Consider the following 21,909-nt stretch of genomic DNA (forward strand, 5'->3'; position numbering starts at 1 on the left):
GTTCCCGGCCGGGTGGCACTTTCAACCCTATCGGGCCCGCGTGGCCGGCACGTTTTTACTGACACAAGAATAAATCGATAATAATTCCAGGGGAGGGGCACGATGCTGCACCTGAAAATATGAACGCCACCAATCCAGGCGCGCCGCGATGGCATTGGTGGAATCGTCGCAACTACACGCTGTTCGTCCTCACGACCGTCTATGCACTGAACATTGCCGACCGGTTTGTCCTGGGCACGTTGATCGAACCGATAAAAGCTGAATTCCATTTATCCGATGGAGGGGTCGCGTTTTTGACCGGCGTCGCGCTGGCGATCTTTTATGTGGCCGCCGGCATTCCGCTCGGCCTCGTGGCCGACCGGACGAACCGCCGTAATATGATCGCATGGGCGCTCCTTCTCTGGTCGGGGTTCACCTTGTTGTGCGGCTTCAGTCAGACCTACTGGCACCTTCTGCTTGCCCGGATCGGGGTGGGAGTGGGAGAAGCCGGAGGAACACCGCCTTCGCAATCGCTGCTTGCCGATGAATTTCCGGCCGCCAGCCGCGGTTCGGCCATGTCGGTCTTCTCGATCGGGTCAACGATGGGAGCGGCCCTCGGCATGGCGGGCGCGGGCTGGCTCACCGATCTCTACGGGTGGCGACAGAGCCTGGTCGTCTTCGGTGCGATCGGCCTGCCGCTCGCGGTGCTGGTCCGCCTGTCGCTGCGGGAGCCGGTACGCGGTGCGACGGATGACATCCAACGCGATGCTGCGGTCAGCGCGCCGGGTATCGTCGACACGCTTCGCTACATACGCGCGCATGCCGCCATTCTCCATGTCCTGCTCGGCGCGACAGTGGTCACCTTCTCGGGCGCGGGCTTGTTGTGGTGGACATCGGCCTTTCTAATGCGCTTTCACGGCCTCTCCGCCGGCGAGGCCGGCATGTCCCTGGGGATCATGAGCGCAGTCGGCGGCTCGCTGGCGATGCTGGGAACCGCCTGGGTCATGGCGCGGCTCTCGTCCCGCGATCCGCGCTGGCAAGTCTGGCTGGTGGCCTTGGTCAGCGTTGCGGCGATCCTCCCCGGGCTCGTTGCCTATTCGACGCATTCGCTTGGCATGGCGACGCTCGCGCTTTGGATCTTCGTGCCAGCGAGCTGCATCTATATCGGCCCGACTCTGGCGCTTTGCCAAAGCCTGGTCCCCGCCGAGATGCGCGGCCAGACCGTCGCGATTCTGCTGTTCACCGCGAACATCGCCAATCTGGTCGTTGCACCCCAGCTCATCGGCTCCGCATCCGATTTTATCGGCCCGTTTCTCGGTGATCCTCATCAATCGCTCCGCTGGGTGCTGGTGGTGTGCAGCTTCACCGGCATCTGGGGCGGCTGGCACTATTACGCCGCCGGCCGCACGATCAGGGAAGATATTCTATGAGGCGTGGAGGCTAACTCTCGCGATTGCGGATCGCCGCCTGTGGGCGACGAGGCCATGAGCGGCTAGAACTCTATTTCATGAGCCATGCCGCTGTCGCGTGCTCGCGCCAGCGCGAGCGCGGCGATCGCGATATCCTGAACCGCGACGCCCGAACTGTCGAATATCGTCGTCTGGTGGTCACTCGTTCGGCCAGTCGCCGTGCCATTGATGACGGCGCCGAGCGGGCTGATGCGGTCCGGGTCGACGCGGCCCGAGCGGCAGGCGTGCTGGAACTCGCCGATCACAATGGACTGAGAGACCAGATCGGTGAACAGCAGCGCGGATTCGACAAGGGCGGAAGGAAGTTCCTGTTTGCCGGGACCATCGGCGCCCATCGCTGAGATATGAATGCCGGGCGCCGCCAGCGCAGCGTCGAAAAGCGGCTGGGTAGATGCGGTTACGGTGCACAGGATATCGGCCTGCGTCACCGCCTCCTCGATCTCCACGGCGCGCGCCGGAAGTCCCGCTTCACGAAGTCGCAGGGCGAGCCGCACCGCAGCCGCCGGATCCCGACTCCATATCGAGACTTGATCGAGCTGACGTACTTCCGCGACAGCCAGGGCCTCATAAAAGGCCTGATGACCGCTTCCCAGGATCGAGAGCCGCGATGCCGAGGCGCGAGCCAGATACTTCACTGCCACGGCATCGGCTGCGGCGGTGCGTAAGGCCGTCAGGTAACTGGCTGCGACAAAGGCGCAGGGACGGCCGGTGCGGTCGTCGAGCAGCAATGTAGTAGAGCCGTGATTGGCCAGTCCCGCGCGACTGTTCTCCGACCAATAGCTGCCCAGCTTGGCTCCAGGATGACATGAAAGGCCATCATAGCCAGCCTTGACCCCGAGGCGCGTGCCGGGGCCCGGGCCCTCTCCCGAACTGAAAGCAAAAGCACGACTGGTTCCCGAATCGAGCGAGGCCAGGGCACTTTCGACTGCGGTGATGGCGTCCTCAATGCCGATCAATCGTGTCGCCATCGCTTCGCTGATCACGACCACGGGGGGTAGGTCGGCGGCATCGCAGGAAGAATTAGTATGTGGCAAGACATGTCCAATTTGGAAAATTATATCAAAATAGGAAAGTAGGACCGAAGGGCGGCCTGTCAAGCAAGGGGACGGGTTGATTTTCCGCTATGGCCAATCCGCCATCAAGTTCCTATCCGTTGGATGTGCCGATGAATACGGCATTATTTGGGAGCGGAAAGCGCGAAATGAATAACAAGGCGACGACGCGAGACCTCGTTCACGCCCGCGTGCGAGCGCTGCGGCTCGAGCGTGGGCTGACATTGGCTGATATCGAAAAGGCGACAGGCCTTTCGGTTTCGCTTTTGTCGAAGATGGAAAATGGCAAGGTTTCCCTGACCTATGACAAGCTTGCCGCTCTCGCAATGGCACTCAAGATCGATATCGCCGAACTGCTCGCCGCCGAAACGGAAGGGGTAAGGTCAAGCTGGGGACGGCGGACACTGATCAGGGGTGGAGAAGGGCGCGAAGTAAAAACGGACGCATATCTCTATCGCTACCTCGGCGTCGATCTTCTTGATAAGCGATTTACGCCAATTTGGGGCGAGATTGTCGCGCGCTCAGTAGAGGAATGTGGCGGATTCAGCACGCATAATAGCGATGAATTCATTTATGTTCTCAAAGGTGTGCTGGAACTTCACACCGATACCTATGCCCCATCGATCTTGAACGCCGGAGATTCACTCTATTTCGACGGAAGAATGGCGCATGCCTATGTCGCCGCTGGCGAAGAGCCTTGTCATATCTTGAGCATATGCTCCCGGGAGGGTGGATGATATGGAGTTGTAAGACATATTTTATCCTATTAGGCCACTAGTTGACTAATTGGAAAATCTCCTTGAGGATGGCGACACCATAAGGAGAGGGGCGGGCTACGGCCCGTGAAAAAATGAAAACAAACAGCAAGGGGCGCCTCCGGCGCAGGCAGGGTTTTTGCGTCATCGCGATGCTTCTGGTCGGTGTAGGGCAGTCTGCCCTTGCTCAGGCCTCCTCAACGGAAAAGGGTGTGGAAACCGGCGAGGACTCGGTTCTCGCCGAGGATATCGTAGTAACTGCCTCCCGTGCGGCAGGATCCGGCTTCGACGCGCCGACACCTGTTACGACGGTAAGCAAGGCCGAGCTGACCAATAGCGGCGTCTCGAACATCGCTGACCTGCTGAACACCCAGATCCCGTCTTTTCGCGCGAGCTCGACGCCATCGTCCGCGACGACACGGACGGCGGGTGCCGGCAATTATCTCGACCTGCGCGGACTCGGGGCTGCCCGGACGCTGGTGCTGCTCGATGGTCGTCGCCATGTTCCGACTACGAGCGGAGGACTGGTCAACGCCAATGTCCTGCCGCAACTGCTTGTCGACCGTGTCGACGTCGTCACGGGCGGCGCTTCTGCGGCATGGGGCTCGGACGCGGTTGCCGGCGTCGTCAACTTCATTCTGAAGGACCATATCGACGGATTGATCGGTGAGGTGCGTGCAGGCCTTTCAGGGCGCGGCGACGACAAGAATTATCAACTGTCGCTTGCCTGGGGCACGAAGTTCGCCGGCGATCGGGGGGCCTTCATGGTCGCGGGCGATTTCGCTGACAGCCGGGGGATCAACGATCAAGGCAGCCGTGGCTGGGGGCGAAAGGACTGGCAGGTCATTTCCAATCCGGCCTTCGCGCCGGGCAACGGCCAGCCGCGCAACCTGATCCGGGCCAATGTGCACACCGCCGTTGCAACGCCGGGCGGCATGGTCTTCCTGCCCGATGGCAATGTCGAATTCGGTCCCGGCGGCACCCCGATCCCGTTCATCCCGGGAACCAGCGTTGGATCGCTCTATCAGGTCGGCGGCAGCGGGGTGAATCCGGGGCGGTTCAATCAGCTCGTCATCCCCGAACGGCGTGGCAGCATTTTCGCACGCGCCTCCTATGAGGTGATGGACGATGTGACGCTCTTCGCCGAAGGCTCCTATGCCGAATCGCGGAGTCGCTTCGACGTTCTGCCGACGTTCGATTTCGGATCGATCGAAATCAGCCGCAGCAATGCCTTCCTGCCCGCGTCGATTGCCGCAGTCATGGATCGTTATGGTCTGGATACGATCGACATGGGGCGGATCAACTATGATTTCGGCTTTATCCAGCCGTTCAACAAGGATCGCGTCTATCGCGCTGTCGCCGGGGTCAAAGGCAAGATCTCCGATTGGACGTGGAACGCCTATTATCAACGGGGCGAGGCGCGGCACGCCGAAATTCTCTTCAACAATCGCATCAAGAACGACGCGTCTGGCAAGCCGGTGTTCGCTGCGGCCGTTGACGCGGTGGTCAATCCGGCCACCGGCGCAATCGTCTGCCGATCGAGCCTCACCGACCCGTCGAGCACCTGCGTTCCGCTCAACCTGTTCGGCGAAGGCGCGCCTTCGGCGGCTGCGCTCGGCTATATCCTCGGAACCTCTTCCCGCTACACGCGGATGAGCCAGGACGTGGTCGCCGCCAACATGCGCGGCGAGCCGTTCTCGACCTGGGCAGGGCCGGTGGCGCTGGCATTCGGCGCCGAATATCGCCGTGACAAGACGGTGTACGAGACGGATCCGATCGCCAACGCCAATGGCTGGTTCACTGGCAATGGCCGGTCCTATTCGGGCGAAGTCAGGGTCAAGGAGGGGTATCTCGAAGCGATCGTGCCACTGCTGCGCGAATCCGCGCTCGGCAAGGCGCTCGATGTCAACGGTGCCGTCCGCTACACCGAGTATGACATTCGGGGCAGGGCCTCGTCGCTGCCGGCAACGACATGGAAATTCGGCGTCAGCTACGAACCTATCTCCGGCGTGCGATTTCGCGGCACCTATTCACGCGATATTCGCGCACCAAATGCCGACGAACTGTTCAGTGCCGGCCGTACCGGCCTCGCCACGATCAACGATCCACACTTCAACAATGCGCAGACGCTCGTCACCGTAGCCGAAGGCGGCAACCGCAATCTCAATGCGGAAGTGGCCAAGACACTGACCTTCGGTGCCGTCCTGACACCTGCCTTCCTGCCCGGCCTCCAGCTTTCCGTCGACTATTATGACATCAAGCTGCGCGGCGCGATCGGGACGAACAACGCGCAAAATCTCATCAACCGCTGCGTGAGCGGCGAAACCGCGATCTGCGCGTACATAGTGCGCAATCCGGCGACCAATATGATCGACCGGGTGAATGCGACGCTCAATAACCTGGCTCAAGTGCATACGCGCGGGCAGGATTTCGATCTCAGCTATCGCGTGGGGATCGACGGCGTCGCGGATGACGCAAAGGCAACTTTCCGCCTGCTCGCTACGCACGTGGACACGCTCGAATATCGCGACGGTACGTCGATTTCGGAGGGTGCTGGTTCCCTGGGGCCAAAGCTCGGCGGCGTTCCCGAATGGCGTTTCACCGCCAGCGCCGCGCTCGAAGTGAATAACGTCAATTTCTATCTGGCGGGCCGCTATGTCGGGGGCGGCAGCTACGATCGCAGCAATCCGGATTTCTATGACAACAACAATGTCGACAGCGCTTTCTATGTCGATGCGACGATCGGCTATGATGTGATCCGATCGGGCAAGAAGAGCCTTTCGGTGACCGGAACCGTCCGCAACCTGTTCGATCGCGACCCGCCGATCGTGCCCACTCCCGATCTTATCGCGACCCCGACCAACACGGTCTTCCACGATGTGATCGGACGCTACTTCTCACTGGGTATCTCGTTCAAATATTGACCGTTAGGCAGGAACAACGACAATGCGCAGCTTCATGATGATGGTATTGGCGATGCTGGCGGTGATTGCGCCGACCAGCGCCAATGCTCAATCGGTACCGTCGGCGACTCCCGCCGACCTGGAACTCTATTTCGACGGCATCATACCCTATGCGCTCGAGCAGGCCGGAATTCCGGGAGCGGCCGTCAGTGTCGTCAAGGACGATCGCATCGTCTTCGCCAAGGGATATGGCGTCGCCGACCTGAAGGCGGGGCGACGGGTCACACCCGACGCCACCTTGTTCCGCATCGGTTCGATTTCAAAGCTGCTGACCTGGACCGCGGTCATGCAACTCGTCGAGCAGGGGAAGCTCGACCTCGACCGGGATATCAACACCTATCTCGATTTCCGCATCCCGGACACATATCCGGGCAAGATCACGCTGCGCCTTCTCATGACTCATCGCGCCGGATTTGAGGAGGTGTCGCGCGGCATGACCCAATATGGCGCCGGCCCCGGCAGCCTCGGCAACTATCTTCGCAATCACATTCCGAAGCGGATTTTCGCGCCGGGCGACCGCATCGCCTATTCCAATTATGGCGCTGCCCTCGCTGGCTACATCGTCGAGCGTGTCTCGGGCGAGACCTATCCAGCCTATATCGAGCGGCATATCCTGACGCCGCTCGGCATGACCCGGACGAGCGTCGTTCAGCCGCCACGGGGCGCTCTCGCGGCGATGGCGGCAAGAAGCTATGCCTCGCTGGCTGAACCGGAGCCGACGCCCTATGCGACGGTTTCGGCAGCCCCGGCAGGCGCCATCGCATCGACCGCGACTGACATGGCGCATTTCCTGATCGCCCATTTGCAGGGCGGGCGCTTCGGCAACGCGGCGATCCTGCGGCCCGAGAGCATCGCCGAGATGCACCGGGTGCAGTATCGCGCAGCACCGGGCCGCAACGGTTTCGCGCTCGGCTTCTGGGAAGCCAATCGCAATGGCTATCGTCTTGTCGGCCACAGCGGCGACTGGACCGACTTTCATTCGATCCTCTATTTCGCGCCCGAGAGCGGTTACGGCATCTTCGTTACACTCAACGGCACCGGCACGCTGGGGCGCAAGCTAGGCTCGGACACCGTGCGAAACGCGGTCGCGCTGGGGTTCTTCGACCGTTTTGTTCCGGGCCGCGTGGCCGATGAACCAACCGTCGAGTCAAGGTTCTTCGATGCCACGCGAGTCGCCGGATTCTATCGGTCGACGCGCCGGAATGAGTCGGGTCCCCAATTGATGCGCCTGTTCGAAGGCGACGACGAAGTCGCGGCCGCGGCTGACGGCACGATCACCGTCTCGTCACGGCTCGCGGCCGATGGCGCTCCCAAAAGCTGGCGGCAGGTAGGGCCGCTCACGTACCGTGAAGTTGGCGGACAGGCCCATCTTTCGTTCGTCGCCGGCAAGGACGGAAAGATCCTTTACTGGGTCAGCGACGATTATCCGCCGGCGATGGTGTTCGAAAGGGTCAAGGGCATCTTCGGGACCGGCCTGGTTCAGCCGCTGTTCTGGCTGGCCCTGCTGACGTCAGCGGCATTCGCGGTGACCGCACCGATCGTCTGGTGGCGCCGTCGCAAGCGGCACGAGCAATCCGAGCCGTCCTGGATCGCGTCGCGCGTTGGTCTTGGCTGGATCGCACTGGTGATGAGCGGCTGGATCGGAGCGGCGGTCCTTGGGGGACTCGGCGACGACCTCGGAATTCTGAACGTTCTTCGTGGTGCGAGCATGATCGCGGTGCTGGTTGTCCTGTTCCCGGCGCTTCATGCCGGGCTCACGATCAAGCGATCGAAGCGCAAAGTGCAGTGGGTGGTCGAGACCATGGGCGCCTTGCTTGCACTCTACGCCGCTTGGTTCATGGTCAGCCAGAATCTGGCCAGCTTCAACAACAGCTTCTGAGACCCCGCTACATGCTGCATCGAAAATCCGTTACCGGCGATGGCCCGGGCCAGGCAGGCACGGGCAATGGCGGGCTGGTGCGCCGGCTGGGCTGGGTCGATCTCCTGCTGATCGGCATCGGCGTGATCGTCGGCGGCGGCATCTTCATCGTCACCGGAACCGCGGCGGCGCAGTTCGCCGGGCCGGCAATCACGCTGTCCTTTCTGCTGGCCGCGCTAGGCTGCGCGCTGGCGGGACTCTGCTACGCCGAACTCGCAGCGGCGCTGCCGGTACAGGGCGGCGCCTATGGTTATTGCTATGTCACGCTGGGCGAGATTTTCGCCTGGTTCGTCGGCTGGTTCCTTATCGTCGAGTATCTTTGCGCCGCGTCCTATATCGCGGTCGGCTGGTCGGGTTATGTGACCGCGCTGTTCGCAACGCTTGGCGTCCATTGGCCCGTAGCGCTGACGACGCCGGCCCTGTCGGCGGTCGGGGGAAAGATCGAGGTAGCGGCGTCGGTCAACCTGCCGGCGATCTTCGTCGTTCTCGCAGCATTTGCCATCGCTCGCCGCGGCATCGGTGTTTCGTCCTTCATCAACAGCGTGCTCGTCGCCGCCAAACTGGTGGTGCTGCTGCTCTTCATCGTTGCCGGCGCATTCTATATCCATCCCGCCAACTGGACGCCGTTCATTCCCGCAAATACCGGCGTGTTCGGCCATTTCGGGGCGAGCGGGATCCTGCGTGGCGCGGTCGTCGTCTTCGTCGTGTTTCTGGGCTTCGACGCGGTGTCGACGCTCGCACAGGAAACCCGCGACCCGCAGCGCAACGTGCCGCGCGGCATTCTGGCCGCGATCGCTGTCTGCACCTTGCTCTATATCTCCGTCTCGCTCGTCATGACCGGGCTGGTCAGCTTCACCGCGCTCGACGTCGCCAATCCGCTTTCGGTCGCGACGCGCGCGGCGGGGGGCGGGCTGGACTGGCTTGCACCACTCATCGAGATCGTCGCGATGAGCGGCCTGGCCTCGGTGCTGCTCGTGCTCCTCACGGCCCTTTCGCGCATCTATCTCGCCATGGCCCAGGACGGCCTGTTGCCGGAGGTCTTCGCCCGGATTCATCCGCGTTTTCATGCACCGGACCGCGCAACGCTGCTGGCCGCGCTGGCGATCGCGACACTGGCCGGGCTGTTTCCGGTTTCGCTGCTCGTGCAGCTCGTCTCGCTCGGCACCTTGCTGGTGTTCATCGCGATATGCGCCGGGGTGCTCGTGTTGCGTCGGCGCGATGCCGATCTGCCGCGACCTTTCCGCATAGCATTCGGACCATTGGTACCGCTGCTGGGCATCATGGTGTTCATCTATATGCTGGTCGGCGTGCCTGCGGAGACCTGGCGGCTTTTCGCCGTGTGGGCGGCGGCCGGCCTGATCACTTACCTGACCTTCGGCATGCGCAAGGCGCGTCGCCTCAGAATGGCAGGCATTCCGGGAGAAGCAGTTACATGATCGAAGATCTTCGCCTGACCGATATCGAGGAAACGCGCGCGCTGATCGCCCCCTATGTGGCGAGGACACCAGTGCATGACTGGCAAGGCCGTGAAATCGATGCGCGGCTTGCACCCGGCACGCGCGTCAATCTGAAGCTCGAACTGTTCCAGCATAGCGGGACGTTCAAGCCGCGCGGCGCGCTTTCGGTGATGCTGCGGCTGACCGACGCGCAGCGCCGCAATGGCGTAACCGCGGTCAGCGCCGGCAATCATGCCATCGCGACCGCTTATGCGGCCAGCCGGCTCGGCATATCGGCCAAGGTCGTCATGTTGCCGACCGCCAATCTCGCCCGCCAGGCACGTTGCCGAGCCTATGGCGCCGAGGTCATCATCGCGGAGAATGGCAAGGCAGCGTTCGAGCTGGCCGAGACACTGGCGCGCGACGAAGGACGCAGCTTCATCCATCCGTTCGAGGGGCCGCTGACCGCGCTCGGGACAGCCACATTGGGGCTCGAATGGATGGCGCAGACCGACGACCTTGACGCGGTGATCATTCCCATCGGCGGCGGCGGCCTGTGCGCGGGTGTCGCGTCGGCGGTAAAGCTGATCAATCCCGCTTGCCGCGTCTACGGCGTCGAGCCTGTGGGCGCCGATTCGATGCACCAGAGCATCGCGCTTGGCCGTCCCGTCGAGCAGGCGACTGTTTCGACCATCGCCGACAGCCTGGGGCCACCCTTCGCGCTACCCTATAGCTTCGAGCTCTGCCGGCGACATGTCGACCGGTTCGTGAAAGTAGATGACGATCAGATCCGCGAGGCAATGGCACTCCTGGCGCGTGAGATGAAGCTGATCGCTGAACCGGCTGGCGCCACCGCTACCGCGGCCTTGCTCGGGCCCCTGCGCGAAGAACTCGCCGGACACCGGACGGGCGTGCTCGTCTGCGGATCCAATATCGATATCGGCGGTTTCGCATCGATGATCGATCGGGCGCAGCAGGGTGCCGTGCTGTAGGAGAAAGCGCCGGGCAGAGGGAAACCGCTATTGGGCTACGCGCGGGACCTCACGGCCGGAAATGCCTGTGGGCCGATCATTTCCTCTCCCCGGTGCCAGCTCTCCAGGCGATCTTGGTGGCTGTTCCAGCCGGGCTCAGCAGCCTTTCCCCACAATCCACGTAGAATTGGGCGAGTTCCTGCAAGGTTGCCGCCGGCATCTTCCCGAAAAAGGGTATCTGAAGTCGCTCGTGCGACGCGAAGCCGTGGATTATCGAGTCCACGAAAAACAGGAATGTCGCCTGCTGGGCAATTCTGTCGCCGCCATCGACCGCGGCAAGGATCAATGTGAAAATGCGCTGCACCACGGCGGAACTCTGGCGATGGAATATCTCCCAGCCCGATGGCTGACGCTCGAACTCGAGCGCATTGAGGAAACGCACCGCAGACAGGCCCCAGGGTTCACGCGCGATGATCGCGGTATAGGGCTCGACCAGCAGTTCGAGGACCTCGCGCAACGCGATCTTCCCGCCTTTGTCGAGTCGGCTTTCGAGCGCATGGAAACGGTCTTCGCGTTCGCGATCGAACCAGTCCTGGATGTATCGAACGAGATGATCGATCAGACCGGATTTCGACCCGAAATGATAATGCAGCGCGGAACTGTTGCGGACACCGGCCTTTTTCGTCAGCTGTCCGATGGACGTTCCGGCAATCCCGTTCGCCGCGAATTCGTCCAAAGCCGTCAAAAGTAACGCATTTCTGGTCGCGCCCGCGCCGGTCGCGCCGCCGGCGTGATCAAGTTCAATCAGTGATGGCGTATTCAGATTGGTGCTCACGGCCCCGTCCTGTTGGCGGTCAGTTTCGATCGTCCCGATGCACTATCACTTGACTGCCTCTAATGCGAACCTATTAATGTGATCGCATTAATTGGAAAAACATGAATCTGCCGCGGTGACTGGAATGGGAAAGGGACCTTGGCCGGAGAACTACAAGGCAGCTGCGCTCCTTGCGGCGCTGAGTACGATTCCGGCCGACACCCTCCGACAAAAAATGTCGATCAAATATAAATCGAAGACAGCATCAAATTCATGGAAGAACTAAGTGAATCTATAGGCAAGCAATAGCTTCAGGGGGCGAAGTTGACGAGACGATATTCAGCGTTGTCATTGCTTCGGGAAGGGGTGTCGGGGCAACAAGGCTGGGAACCGGCCTGGCACGACGAGCCGGTCAGACGCAGCTACGACGCCATCGTGATTGGCGGCGGCGGACATGGGCTGGCAACAGCCTATTATCTTGCGAAGAACCATGGCCTGACGAACGTCGCGGTGCTGGAGCGCGGCTGGATCGGCGGCGGCAATACCGGGCGCAACACGACGATCATTCGTTCGAACTATTTCTTTCCGGAATCGGCTGCCTTTTATGATTTTTCGCTGAAGCTCTACGAAGGGCTAAGCAAAGATCTCAACTACAACATCATGTTTTCACAGCGCGGCATGTGGGTGCTGGCGCATGACCGGCACGGTGTCGAGATGGCGCGCCGCTCGGTGAACGCGATGCTGCTCAACGGTATCGATGCCGAGTATCACGATGCTGAAAGCGTGCATCGGCACATCCCCGGCCTCAACCCCAATCCGCGCTTTCCGATCCTGGGGGCGATGAACCAGCCGCGCGGCGGGTCGGCCCGTCATGATGCGGTCGCGTGGGGCTATGCCCGTGCCGCTTCGCACCTTGGCGTTCATATCATCCAGAATTGCGAGGTGACCGGCTTCATCATCCGGAACGGCCGGGTCCAGGGTGTCGAAACCAGCCTGGGGGAGATCCACGCCCCCAGGACGGGCATGGCGGTTGCCGGGCATTCTAGCGTGATTGCCCGCAAAGCCGGGCTCAGGCTGCCGATCAGTTCCTATGCGCTCCAGGCCTTTGTGTCCGAACCGGTCAAACCGTGCCTCGACACGGTGCTGCTTTCGCCCGCGACCGGTGTCTATGTCAGCCAGTCCGACAAGGGGGAACTCGTGCTGGGGGCGGGGCTCGACCTCTATCTCTCCTATGCCCAACGCGGCAATCTTCCCTGGCTTGAGAAGGCCGCGGCGGGCCTGGTCGAGCTTTTCCCACAATTCTCGCGCATGCGGTTTCTCAGGCAATGGGCAGGCATTGTCGATGTCGTCCATGACAGTTCGCCGATCATCGGACGCACCGATGTCGACGGATTCTACATCAATTGCGGCTGGGGGACGGGGGGCTTCAAGGCGATCCCGGCCGGCGGCTGGTGCCTCGCGCATGTCATGGCCACCGGCGAATCGCATCCGCTCGCTCAGGCCTTCGGGCTCGAGCGCTTTCGAACCGGCGCACTGGTCGACGAGGCATCAGCCTCCGGCATCGCGCACTAGAGGGAGGGCATATGCTTCTCATTTCCTGCCCCTATTGCGGGCCGCGAGCCGAGATCGAATTCCGCTGCGGCGGCGAGAGCCACATCATTCGGCCCGGGCCACACGACGCCGTTTCGGACGAGCGCTGGGGCGACTATCTCTTCTTCCGCCAGAACCCCAAGGGCGAGCATCTCGAGCGCTGGTTCCATGCCGCCGGCTGCCGTCAATGGTTCAACGTCGCGCGCGACACCGTGACCCACCGGATCATCGCGATCTATCTGATGGGCGAGCCAAAGCCAGCAGCGGAGATCAGCACATGAGCGGCTGGCGTATCCCCTCGGGCGGCCTCGTCAACCGGAGCCGGCCCATTGCCTTTACCTGGGCGGGCCGGCGCTACTCGGGGTTTGCCGGCGATACCCTCGCTTCGGCGCTGCTTGCCAACGGCGTCTCCATCATAGGGCGCAGCTTTAAATATCATCGCGCGCGCGGCCTCATCGCGGCAGGGCTGGAGGAGCCCAACGGCATCGTCCAGCTCGAGGCCGGGGAACATACGCAGCCGAACATCAAGGCGACGCAGATCGAGCTGTATGACGGGCTGGCAGCCGGGCCTGTCAACGCGAGGCCGAGCGCCGACTTCGACCTGATGGCGGTCAATGGCCTGTTCAAGCGGTTCATCCCGGCCGCCTTCTACTACAAGACCTTCATGTGGCCGCGATGGAGCCTGTTCGAGCCCTCGATCCGGCAGGCCGCAGGGCTGGGGATCGCCCCCGACGCGCAAGATCCGGATCGCTACGAGCATCGCTTCGCCTTTTGCGACACGCTCGTCATCGGCTCCGGTGCCGCCGGGCTCGCCGCGGCGGAGCAGGCGGCTGACGCTGGCGGCCGGGTACTCCTCGTTGAAGCCGATGCCGAGCTTGGCGGTGGGCTTCTTTTCGAGCCAGGCCTTGTCGAAGGATGCCACGCCGCCGATTGGCTTGCCGCGGCGCGTGCCGCGCTTGCAAGCCGTGCCAACGTCACGGTGATGACGCGCACCATGGCGTTCGGTTTCTATGATCACGGCCTGATCGGCCTGGCGGAGCGGTTGACCGATCATCTCCCGCTCACGCATCGCAGCGGGCCAAGGCAGCGTCTCTGGAAGGTTCGTGCGGGGCGCGTCATCCTGGCGACCGGGGCCTTCGAGCGACCCATTCCCTTTGTCGGCAACGACCGGCCCGGCGTGATGCTCGCCTCGGCCGCGCAGACTTATGCGTTGCGCTACGGCGCGGCACCCGGCCGGCGCGTGATCGTCGCGACCAACAATGACAGCGCCTATGCTGCAGCCTTCACGCTTCACGACCGGGGTGTCGCGATCGCTGCGATCCTCGATACGCGCAAGCAGGCGAGCGACTGGGCCCATGTCGGTGCCGTCGACCGGTCTATTCTGGTCATGATGGAAACGACGCCCCTCAAAGCGTCAGGAGCACGCGGCGTCAGAAGCCTCCAGGTCGAAGGGCTCGATGGAAGGCGCAGGCAGAAGATCGCCTGCGATGCCGTGCTGATGTCCAATGGCTGGAACCCGGCGGTTCATCTTCATTCGCAATCGGGCGGGTCGCTTTCCTTCCACCATGGGCTGCAAGCCTTCGTGCCCCTGCAGGCGGTGCAGGATTCGGTCAGCGTCGGTGCGGCTGCGGGTATCTTCTCGATCGACGCGGCGGTGGCAAGCGGCCGAGCGGCCGGTGGGGGTGAGCCGATCAAGCCAGGTGAGGCGGGGATGGTAGGACCGACCCGCCATTTCGCCGATGGCGACGCGGGTGCCGGGAGCGCCTGGGTGGACTATCAGAATGACGTGACCGTCGGTGACGTTCAGCTCGCCGCCCGCGAGAATTTCCGGTCGGTCGAGCATCTCAAGCGCTACACCACGCTCGGCATGGCGTCCGACCAGGGGAAGACATCCAACGTCACCGGGATCAGCATCCTTTCCGATCTGATCGGCAAGCCAGCTTCGGCGATCGGGACGACGAAGTTCCGCCCGCCATTCGATCCCGTCACCATCGGGGGCTTTGCCGGACGCGCGGTCGGGGACAATCTCGCGCCTCGCGCCCGTCCCGCTGCGCACGACCGCGCTGCGGCGGCGGGCGGCAGCTTCGAGAATTACGGAAGCTGGCTGCGCGCTGCCTGTTTCCCTCGTGCCGGCGAGAATGAACATCAGGCAATCGCACGCGAGGTGCTGAACGTGCGCAAGTCTGTCGGCCTCTTCGATGCATCGCCGCTCGGCAAGATCGAGGTCAAGGGGCCGGATGCAGCGGAGTTCCTGCAGCGTATCTATGCGAACGGCGTCAAGACACTCAAGGTCGGTAACTGCCGATACGGTCTGATGCTGAACGAGAACGGCATCGTCTTCGACGACGGGGTGTTCGCGCGACGCGCGCCCGATCATTTTCTGGTCGGCACGACGAGCGGTCATGCCGGTGCGATCGCCGATACACTGATCGAATGGCTTCAATGCGAATGGACCGATCTGCGGGTGGCGGTCGAGAATGTGACCACCAACTGGGCGGTGATGAACGTCGCCGGGCCGCGCGCGCGCGACGTGCTGCACGCTGTCGGTACCGATATCGACCTCTCGCGGGAGGCCTTTCCGCACATGGCCTATCGCGAAGGGACGGTAGGTGGAGTCGAGGCGCGGATCGAGCGCGTCAGTTTCACCGGCGAGCTATCTTACGAGATCGCGGTGCGCTGGGGGCACGGCGCCGCGCTCTGGGATGCCCTTATGGCGGCGGGGCTGCCGTTCGGGATCGCTCCGTTCGGGATCGAGTCGCTCATGGCGATGCGGATCGAGAAGGGCTTTCTCCATGTCGGATCCGACACCGACGGCATCACCATGCCTCAGGACATCGGCTTCGGAGGCATCGTCGCGAAAAAGGCCGATGACTTCGTCGGGCGGCGTTCGACCATGCGGCCAGACGGCCTGCGCGCCGACCGCCGCCAGTTCGTCGGCCTCGAAGTCACCGACGGCGGGCCGGCGCTTGAGGCCGGCGCGCATGTCCTGCCCGTTGAAGCGACGGCGCCCGGGAGCAGCCAGGGCTGGGTCACCTCATCGGTCGATTCGCCGACCCTCGGCCGGCCGGTCGCGATGGCGCTGGTCGAACGCGGCCGGGAGCGCATCGGGGAGGCGGTGCGGATCTGGGACATCGGCCGATGGCGCGAGGCGCGGATCGCCGATCCCCATTTCTACGATCCTTCAGGAGACCGCCTCGATGGCTGACACCGCTTCGACTCTGCTCGCGCGCGCCGCGCCGGTCGCCACCGGCATCCGCGCGCATGGCTTCGTCCTCGATTTCGAGCCGTTCCTGGGTGTGGCCAAGCTCCATCTGCTCGGGGATGACGCAATTCGCAGGATAACACTCGTACTGGGCGCTCCTTTGCCGCCTGCCTGTCGCGAAACGGCGATCGGGACCGTCTCCTGCGCCTGGCTCGGACCGGCCGAATGGATGCTGACCGGACGCGAAGCGCATATCGCGCCGCTGGTCGAACGCTGCCGCGAGGCGGCGGGGGATGAGGGGCTGATCGTCGACCTGACTCATGGCCGCGCCAGTTTTGTCCTGTACGGACGCGGCGCACGCGATGCGCTTTCCACGCATTGCCCGCTCGACCTCAGCGACGAGGCCATGCCCGTCTCAAGCACCGCACGGTCGCTCCTTGGCGACGCGCCCCTGTTCGTCGTCCGGCTGGACGACCGGCAGGACCATCCGGCGTTTCGCCTGATCCTCGACCAGACCATGGCGCCCTATGCGCTGCGCCTCTTCGCGGCCATCGATCAAGATCCAGGAGTGATTTCATGACGACGTCCCATCTCGTGCTCAAGTTTCGCGCACCGGACCGGCCGGGGATCATCGCCAGAATCGCACCCCTTGTTGCCGCTCAGGGCTGCGATATCCGCGAAGCGGCGGTCTATGGCGATCCCGACACCAGATCGTTCTTCTCGCGCATCGGCCTTGTCAGCCCGCTTGACCGGGATGCGCTTGCCGCCGTCATCGCGCCAGCCGCCGAGGACCTCCATCTTGAATGGGAACTCCACGACCTTGGCCGCAAGATCCGCGTTCTCCTTGCCGTCTCGAAGTTCGGTCATTGCCTTGTCGACATCATCCACAAGCGGGAAATCGGCCAGCTTCCTATCGACATCGTGGGTGTCGTCTCTAATCACGACTCCATGCGCCGGACGGTCGAGTGGCACGGCCTTCCTTATCATCACTTGCCGACGACCGACGGCAAAGCCGCGCAGGAGGCACAGTTCATCGAGCTGATCGAACAGACGGGGGCGGAACTTACGGTGCTGGCGCGCTACATGCAGATTCTCTCCGACGACATGTCGCGGGCGCTGGCTGGCCGGTGCATCAACATCCACCACAGTTTCCTGCCGAGCTTCAAAGGCGCCAAACCCTATCATCAGGCACATGGGCGCGGCGTAAAACTGATCGGCGCGACCGCCCACTTCGTCACGGCCGATCTCGACGAGGGGCCGATCATCGAGCAGGACGTACGCCGCGTCACCCACGCCGTCACCGCCGACGAGATGGTCGAGATCGGACGCGAGATCGAGGCCTCTGTCCTGTCGCGCGCGGTCCGCTGGTACGCCGAACACCGCATCTTCCAGAACGGCTCCAAGACGGCGATCCTGTGAGCATCCAACAGGGGGAAGCGTTCTGAAATCATGCCCACCATGGTGTCGGGGAAACGCACCGCCTCGATCAACGCGAGGGCGGATTTCCCCGCTGCCCGCCACCAGCGTGGTGGCGACACGATCGCCAATGCATTGCACCAAACCAGGACTGCTGGATGACGCTATCAGGAACCAGGCCGGCGCGCCATTGCGTCGGAAATTTCCTGCTTGAAACCTGTTGGCCGCACGAAACAGGTCCAGCCAGCGTCAGTGTGATTCTGGGCGAGCTCTTTCGCTTTCGGGGCGCAGAATCCTGAATCGTTTTCCGCGTAGAAGGGAAGATAGTCCTTGCCGTCTTTTTGATAAACAACCGCGCACGCGAATTGAGCGGGGCCTTCGCCGAATACCGTGAAGATCGAGCGCTGGTCGAGGCGAGCCTTTTGTTCGCCGACGAGTCCCGATTGAGGGGCCTGGGCCACGGATTCTTCCGCAACCTCACCAGCGCAGAGATATGCATCGGCACGCGATTCCGCCTTGGGGTTCTGGCGGCCGGCAGCGCGCGCCTCCCGATCCTTCTGAATAGCCTCAGCAATCACCTGCTGCGTCCCGGCCTCGGTGCCGAGGTACGTGACCACGATGGCCGGCACGATCGTCGCCTGATTGGTCCAGCCGCTAAGCGGTGCGGTGATCACCCACTGGTCGTGGAATATCGCCATGGCGTTCACGCCGGGAATCTTGGCGATGCCGTTCATCACCGGGCCGTTCTCGGAAATAAGCCAGTTTCCCTGGCCCGAACTGGCGAGGCCGACATAGGAATAGCGAGGATCGACCTTACTGATATCGATGATTGGCTCGTTTGCGTCGTTGCGGAGGAAATTCCCCTGAGCATCGAGCTTGAACCATTCCTTCGGCGGCGCGCAACTCGCCCCGGATGCCGGCACGGCCAGGGTGCAGAAGGAGCCTTCCGTTGGGGATTTTACGTTCTGCGCCAAATCCTGCCCGCCGGTGAATTGCCGATAGCCATCCTGGATCACCATCATGCCGCCGGCCTTCAAGAAGCCATCTCTGATGGCGTCGCCATCGCCTCCGGCGGCAGCTACCGCGAGGCCACCGATGGCACCCGCGACGATCGCTTTCTTTGCGATATCCGGTGCGGGATTCGCCGCATCGACCGGCATCCCGCTCACCACGCTCAGCCCCGCGCTTGTCGCGCCACTAATGATTCCAGCCTTGATCGCGAGGCCGACGTCGCCATCGGATGCGCGATAAGCGTACCAGGCAGAATACGCTGCCGCGCCACCCGGGCCGCCGTAAGCGGCCGCCGCCGCTGCGCCGACGGTATTGGCGAGAGAACTTTCCTGGGCAAGCTGCGCCGCACGCCCTTCCTCCGCCGTCAGCGGATCTACGGCTGAATGCCAAAGGGCGTCAGCAAATTTGCCTTCTCGCAAGCGCTTCTCCGTCGCGCTCATCATAACCAGCGTATCGTCTGCTTTAGCCACAAAGTATTTGCGGAGGGCGGTCCCAAGCTCGTTGACATTCTCGACGGCTCGCCCGGCCTCTGCAACCGCGTCGTCCTTTGCCTTGGCTATTGTCGCCGCCGTGTCGGAACCGGCATTTCGGCCGGCGCGGTAGACATTGGTAGCAACCGTGCCGCCCGTATGCAGAACTTCCCCGACAGGCTGGCCGATCGCCTTGCCCGTCCGGCTGGTGATATCCGCAACTGTATCCACTGGATTGCCGACCGTAACGCGCGGGGTCCCAACGACGATGCGCGGGCGACCGACCGTTATCTGGGGGTTTCCTATAGTCACGCGGGGCTTGCCAACCGTGACTCGTGGCTTCCCGACGGTGATCCTTGGTTTGCCGATCCTGCAACATGCCGCGGCATCTGCCGCAGGTATAACCACGGCAATGATGAGACCGGATAAAAGATAGAATCGCATTGTTGCCCCTTCGTCGATGCAATCGAGTATGTGGTACGCAACTGGCGATACGCGGACGTCGCGCGCAGAGAACTAAAGATAAAACAGGCGGCGGCAAGCCCAACGCACCGCAACTACAGGTTCACGCCGCCAGATCCACCCAGATAGTTGCGGAGCATCGTCGCGGACGGGCTTTGGCACTCTTCACGGAGCGATTTACGACTCGATACCAAGGCGAACCGGGTGAAGGCGCGGGCCATTTGCGGCAAAGCGGTGCGCGCATATCGTCGCGTTGGCCGTTCCGAACCCAAAATAGCCCCCGTCTGCAGCACGGGACAGAGGGCGAAGGTCATGGCGCTTGTGATGACAGAGGATCGCGTACCGACCCTAGGACGGCCAGAAAATGGCTGTTTTCTAAAACTTACCTTGGCTCCCCGGGCCGGATTCGAACCAGCGACCATTCGATTAACAGTCGAACGCTCTACCACTGAGCTACCGGGGAATGCCGGGTTTCCGCTGGGCTCAGCCCCGCGGGAGGCGCGCCTATAGCAGCGGGGTTTCGCAGTTTGCAAGGCCCTGCTGCCAAAGAATTGAGGACCCGGAATCAGGCGATGAATTGCTCCATCGTTATCCGGTCGTCGAGCGCATGCTCGGGGTCGAACAACAGGGTCAGCTCGCGCGACCGGTCGATAGCGATGTCCACCCTGGCCACCTCACGAATCTCGCGCTGGTCGGCGACGGCGCTGACCGGGCGCTTGGCGGGTTCGAGCACGCGCAGCGAGATACGGGTCTTGTCGGGCAGGATGGCCCCGCGCCAGCGCCGCGGACGGAACGGGCTGATCGGGGTCAGGGCGAGCAGCGCCGAGCCGAGCGGAAGGATCGGCCCCTGCGCCGAGAGGTTATAGGCGGTCGACCCGGCCGGCGTGGCCACCAGGATACCGTCACAGGCGAGTTCGTCGATCACCACACGTTCGTTGACGGTCACTTCCAGCTTCGCCGTCTGGCGCGTTTCGCGCAGCAACGAGACTTCGTTGATCGCGGGGAGGGTGAAGACTTCTCCATGTACCGTCTCGGCGGTCATGTGGAGCGGGATGACCTTGAACTCCTTGGTCCGCGACAGTCGCTCGTCCAGCCCGTGGCGGCGCCATTCGTTCATCAGGAAGCCCACAGTGCCGAGATTCATGCCGAACACGGGCACGACCGGCTTGCGGCGCTCAAGCATCGCGTGGAGCGTCTGCAGCATGAAGCCGTCGCCGCCCAGCGCGACGATCATCTCCGCATCCTCGACCGGTACCCAGTCATAGGCATCGGCAAGCTCGGCGGCCGCGGCTTGCGCCGGCGGCGTCGGAGAGGCGACCAGCGCCCGGCGAATTGTCATTGGGGTATTCTCATCCGCCGGTGACGCTCATGTGGCGCGACACCGCCGGCGTCGCGGCGGCGATATCGAAATCGTGACGCGCTGGCTTGGTTGCCATCGCACGGTCAAGGACAGTGTCGAGGCCGGCCAGTCCGCCCTCACGCAGCGCGCGTTTCAGGTCGACCCGGTCGTCATGGCCGAGACAGGTATAGAGAATACCCTCGGTCGTTAGGCGTACACGGTTGCAGGTGTCGCAGAAATTGGCGGTGAGCGGCGAGATCAGGCCGAGCCGGCGCTCCGTCCCGCCGACACGCCAATAGCGTGCCGGGCCGCCGCTGCGATGCGTATCCCCGACCAGGGGGAAGCGCCCGGAAAGTTCGTCGAATATCCGGGTGAGCGGCACGAAGCGGTCGGCGCGATCCTCGCCGATCGCGCCGAGCGGCATGGTCTCGATCAGCGAGAGATCGAAGCCATGCTCCACGCACCAGTCGAGCATCGGCGCGATCTCGGCATCGTTGAGGCCTTTCAGCGCGACCATGTTGATCTTGACCGAGAGACCAGCATCGCGCGCGGCGAAGATGCCGCCGATCACACGTTCCACGTCGCCGTGGCGCGTGATGTAGCGGAAGGTTTCCGGATCGCGGCTGTCCAGGCTGACATTGATGCGCCGGATACCGGCCTCGATCAGGTCGCCGGCATGGTCGGCAAGGCGATTGCCGTTGGTCGTCATGGTCAGCTCGTCGAGCCCGGCACCTACATGATATCCGAGCCGCCGGACCAAGTCGCCCACGTCGCGGCGAACCAGGGGCTCCCCCCCGGTTAGACGTATCCTAGTAATGCCGCGCGCGATGAAGCGTTCAGCGATCACCGCGATCTCGTCCAGGCTCAGCAGGGCGGTGCGGGGCAGGAAGGTCATCTGCTCGGCCATGCAATAGCGGCAGCGCAGGTCGCAGCGGTCCGTCACCGAGATCCGCAGATAGCTGATCGTGCGGCCATGGCGGTCGATCAGGGCGGGGGCGCAGGCCATATGCAGGAGCTAAGCCTTCACGGGGGCGCTAACAACCCCGTTTGGCATATGGGGTT

At 63.0% G+C, this 21,909-nt stretch carries 16 protein-coding genes and 1 tRNA gene; 12 read left to right on the forward strand and 5 right to left on the reverse strand.

The features are described 5' to 3' along the window. Positions 1 to 119: 119 nt before the first annotated feature. The gene (locus P0Y59_05790; GenBank protein ID WEK01201.1) at positions 120 to 1,409 is read left to right on the forward strand and encodes an MFS transporter; all 1,290 of its coding nucleotides are present in this window, start codon (positions 120 to 122) and stop codon (positions 1,407 to 1,409) included. A 62-nt stretch (positions 1,410 to 1,471) separates the two neighbouring features. Here the strand turns inward: P0Y59_05790 and P0Y59_05795 are convergent, their stop codons facing one another. Beyond that, the gene (locus tag P0Y59_05795; protein ID WEK01202.1) at positions 1,472 to 2,545 is read right to left on the reverse strand and encodes an ornithine cyclodeaminase family protein; all 1,074 of its coding nucleotides are present in this window, start codon (positions 2,543 to 2,545) and stop codon (positions 1,472 to 1,474) included. 26 nt (positions 2,546 to 2,571) lie between these two features. Between P0Y59_05795 and P0Y59_05800 the strand changes: the two genes are divergently transcribed. The 11 genes from P0Y59_05800 (at position 2,572) to purU (ending at position 17,568) form a co-directional block, all read left to right on the forward strand. After that, positions 2,572 to 3,237 carry an XRE family transcriptional regulator gene (locus P0Y59_05800; protein ID WEK01203.1) on the forward strand — a complete coding sequence of 222 codons (666 nt, stop codon included), beginning with the start codon at positions 2,572 to 2,574 and terminating at the stop codon, positions 3,235 to 3,237. Positions 3,238 to 3,467: 230 nt separating this feature from the next. Continuing rightward, complete coding sequence (locus P0Y59_05805; protein WEK01204.1) at positions 3,468 to 6,179, forward strand: TonB-dependent receptor; 2,712 nt, start codon at positions 3,468 to 3,470, stop codon at positions 6,177 to 6,179. 22 nt (positions 6,180 to 6,201) lie between these two features. Further along, positions 6,202 to 8,097, forward strand: coding sequence for a serine hydrolase (locus P0Y59_05810; GenBank protein WEK01205.1), 1,896 nt, complete (start codon positions 6,202 to 6,204; stop codon positions 8,095 to 8,097). A gap of 11 nt (positions 8,098 to 8,108) precedes the next feature. Further along, on the forward strand, positions 8,109 to 9,572 hold the full coding sequence (locus P0Y59_05815) for an amino acid permease (protein ID WEK01206.1): 1,464 nt from the start codon (positions 8,109 to 8,111) through the stop codon (positions 9,570 to 9,572). Continuing rightward, positions 9,569 to 10,564, forward strand: coding sequence for a threonine/serine dehydratase (locus P0Y59_05820; GenBank protein WEK01207.1), 996 nt, complete (start codon positions 9,569 to 9,571; stop codon positions 10,562 to 10,564). The genes P0Y59_05815 and P0Y59_05820 overlap by 4 nt, the downstream gene beginning before the upstream one ends. Before the next feature lie 166 nt (positions 10,565 to 10,730). Then, complete coding sequence (locus P0Y59_05825) at positions 10,731 to 11,294, forward strand: hypothetical protein (protein ID WEK01208.1); 564 nt, start codon at positions 10,731 to 10,733, stop codon at positions 11,292 to 11,294. Between the two features lie 408 nt (positions 11,295 to 11,702). Continuing rightward, positions 11,703 to 12,929 (forward strand): sarcosine oxidase subunit beta family protein, encoded by a 1,227-nt coding sequence (locus P0Y59_05830; GenBank protein WEK01209.1) that lies wholly within the window; start codon positions 11,703 to 11,705, stop codon positions 12,927 to 12,929. Positions 12,930 to 12,940: 11 nt separating this feature from the next. Further along, positions 12,941 to 13,228, forward strand: a complete 288-nt coding sequence (locus P0Y59_05835; protein ID WEK01210.1) for a sarcosine oxidase subunit delta — start codon at positions 12,941 to 12,943, stop codon at positions 13,226 to 13,228. Continuing rightward, positions 13,225 to 16,152 carry a sarcosine oxidase subunit alpha family protein gene (locus P0Y59_05840; protein ID WEK01211.1) on the forward strand — a complete coding sequence of 976 codons (2,928 nt, stop codon included), beginning with the start codon at positions 13,225 to 13,227 and terminating at the stop codon, positions 16,150 to 16,152. The genes P0Y59_05835 and P0Y59_05840 overlap by 4 nt, the downstream gene beginning before the upstream one ends. Continuing rightward, positions 16,145 to 16,729 carry a sarcosine oxidase subunit gamma family protein gene (locus P0Y59_05845; GenBank protein ID WEK01212.1) on the forward strand — a complete coding sequence of 195 codons (585 nt, stop codon included), beginning with the start codon at positions 16,145 to 16,147 and terminating at the stop codon, positions 16,727 to 16,729. The genes P0Y59_05840 and P0Y59_05845 overlap by 8 nt, the downstream gene beginning before the upstream one ends. Further along, positions 16,726 to 17,568, forward strand: a complete 843-nt coding sequence (gene purU / locus P0Y59_05850; protein WEK01213.1) for a formyltetrahydrofolate deformylase — start codon at positions 16,726 to 16,728, stop codon at positions 17,566 to 17,568. Before P0Y59_05845 ends, purU begins: the two co-directional genes overlap by 4 nt. A gap of 164 nt (positions 17,569 to 17,732) precedes the next feature. On the opposite strand, the gene P0Y59_05855 is transcribed toward purU, so the two are convergent. The 4 genes from P0Y59_05855 to moaA form a co-directional block, all read right to left on the reverse strand. Beyond that, complete coding sequence (locus P0Y59_05855; protein ID WEK01214.1) at positions 17,733 to 19,490, reverse strand: hypothetical protein; 1,758 nt, start codon at positions 19,488 to 19,490, stop codon at positions 17,733 to 17,735. A gap of 406 nt (positions 19,491 to 19,896) precedes the next feature. Next, positions 19,897 to 19,971 (reverse strand) — tRNA-Asn (locus tag P0Y59_05860). A gap of 102 nt (positions 19,972 to 20,073) precedes the next feature. Then, on the reverse strand, positions 20,074 to 20,847 hold the full coding sequence (locus tag P0Y59_05865) for an NAD kinase (GenBank protein ID WEK01215.1): 774 nt from the start codon (positions 20,845 to 20,847) through the stop codon (positions 20,074 to 20,076). A gap of 10 nt (positions 20,848 to 20,857) precedes the next feature. Continuing rightward, on the reverse strand, positions 20,858 to 21,853 hold the full coding sequence (gene moaA / locus P0Y59_05870; protein ID WEK01216.1) for a GTP 3',8-cyclase MoaA: 996 nt from the start codon (positions 21,851 to 21,853) through the stop codon (positions 20,858 to 20,860). Between the last annotated feature and the right edge of the window lie 56 nt (positions 21,854 to 21,909).

The sequence above is a fragment of the Candidatus Sphingomonas phytovorans genome (assembly GCA_029202385.1).
In the GTDB taxonomy this organism is placed as follows: Bacteria; Pseudomonadota; Alphaproteobacteria; order Sphingomonadales; family Sphingomonadaceae; genus Sphingomonas; species Sphingomonas phytovorans.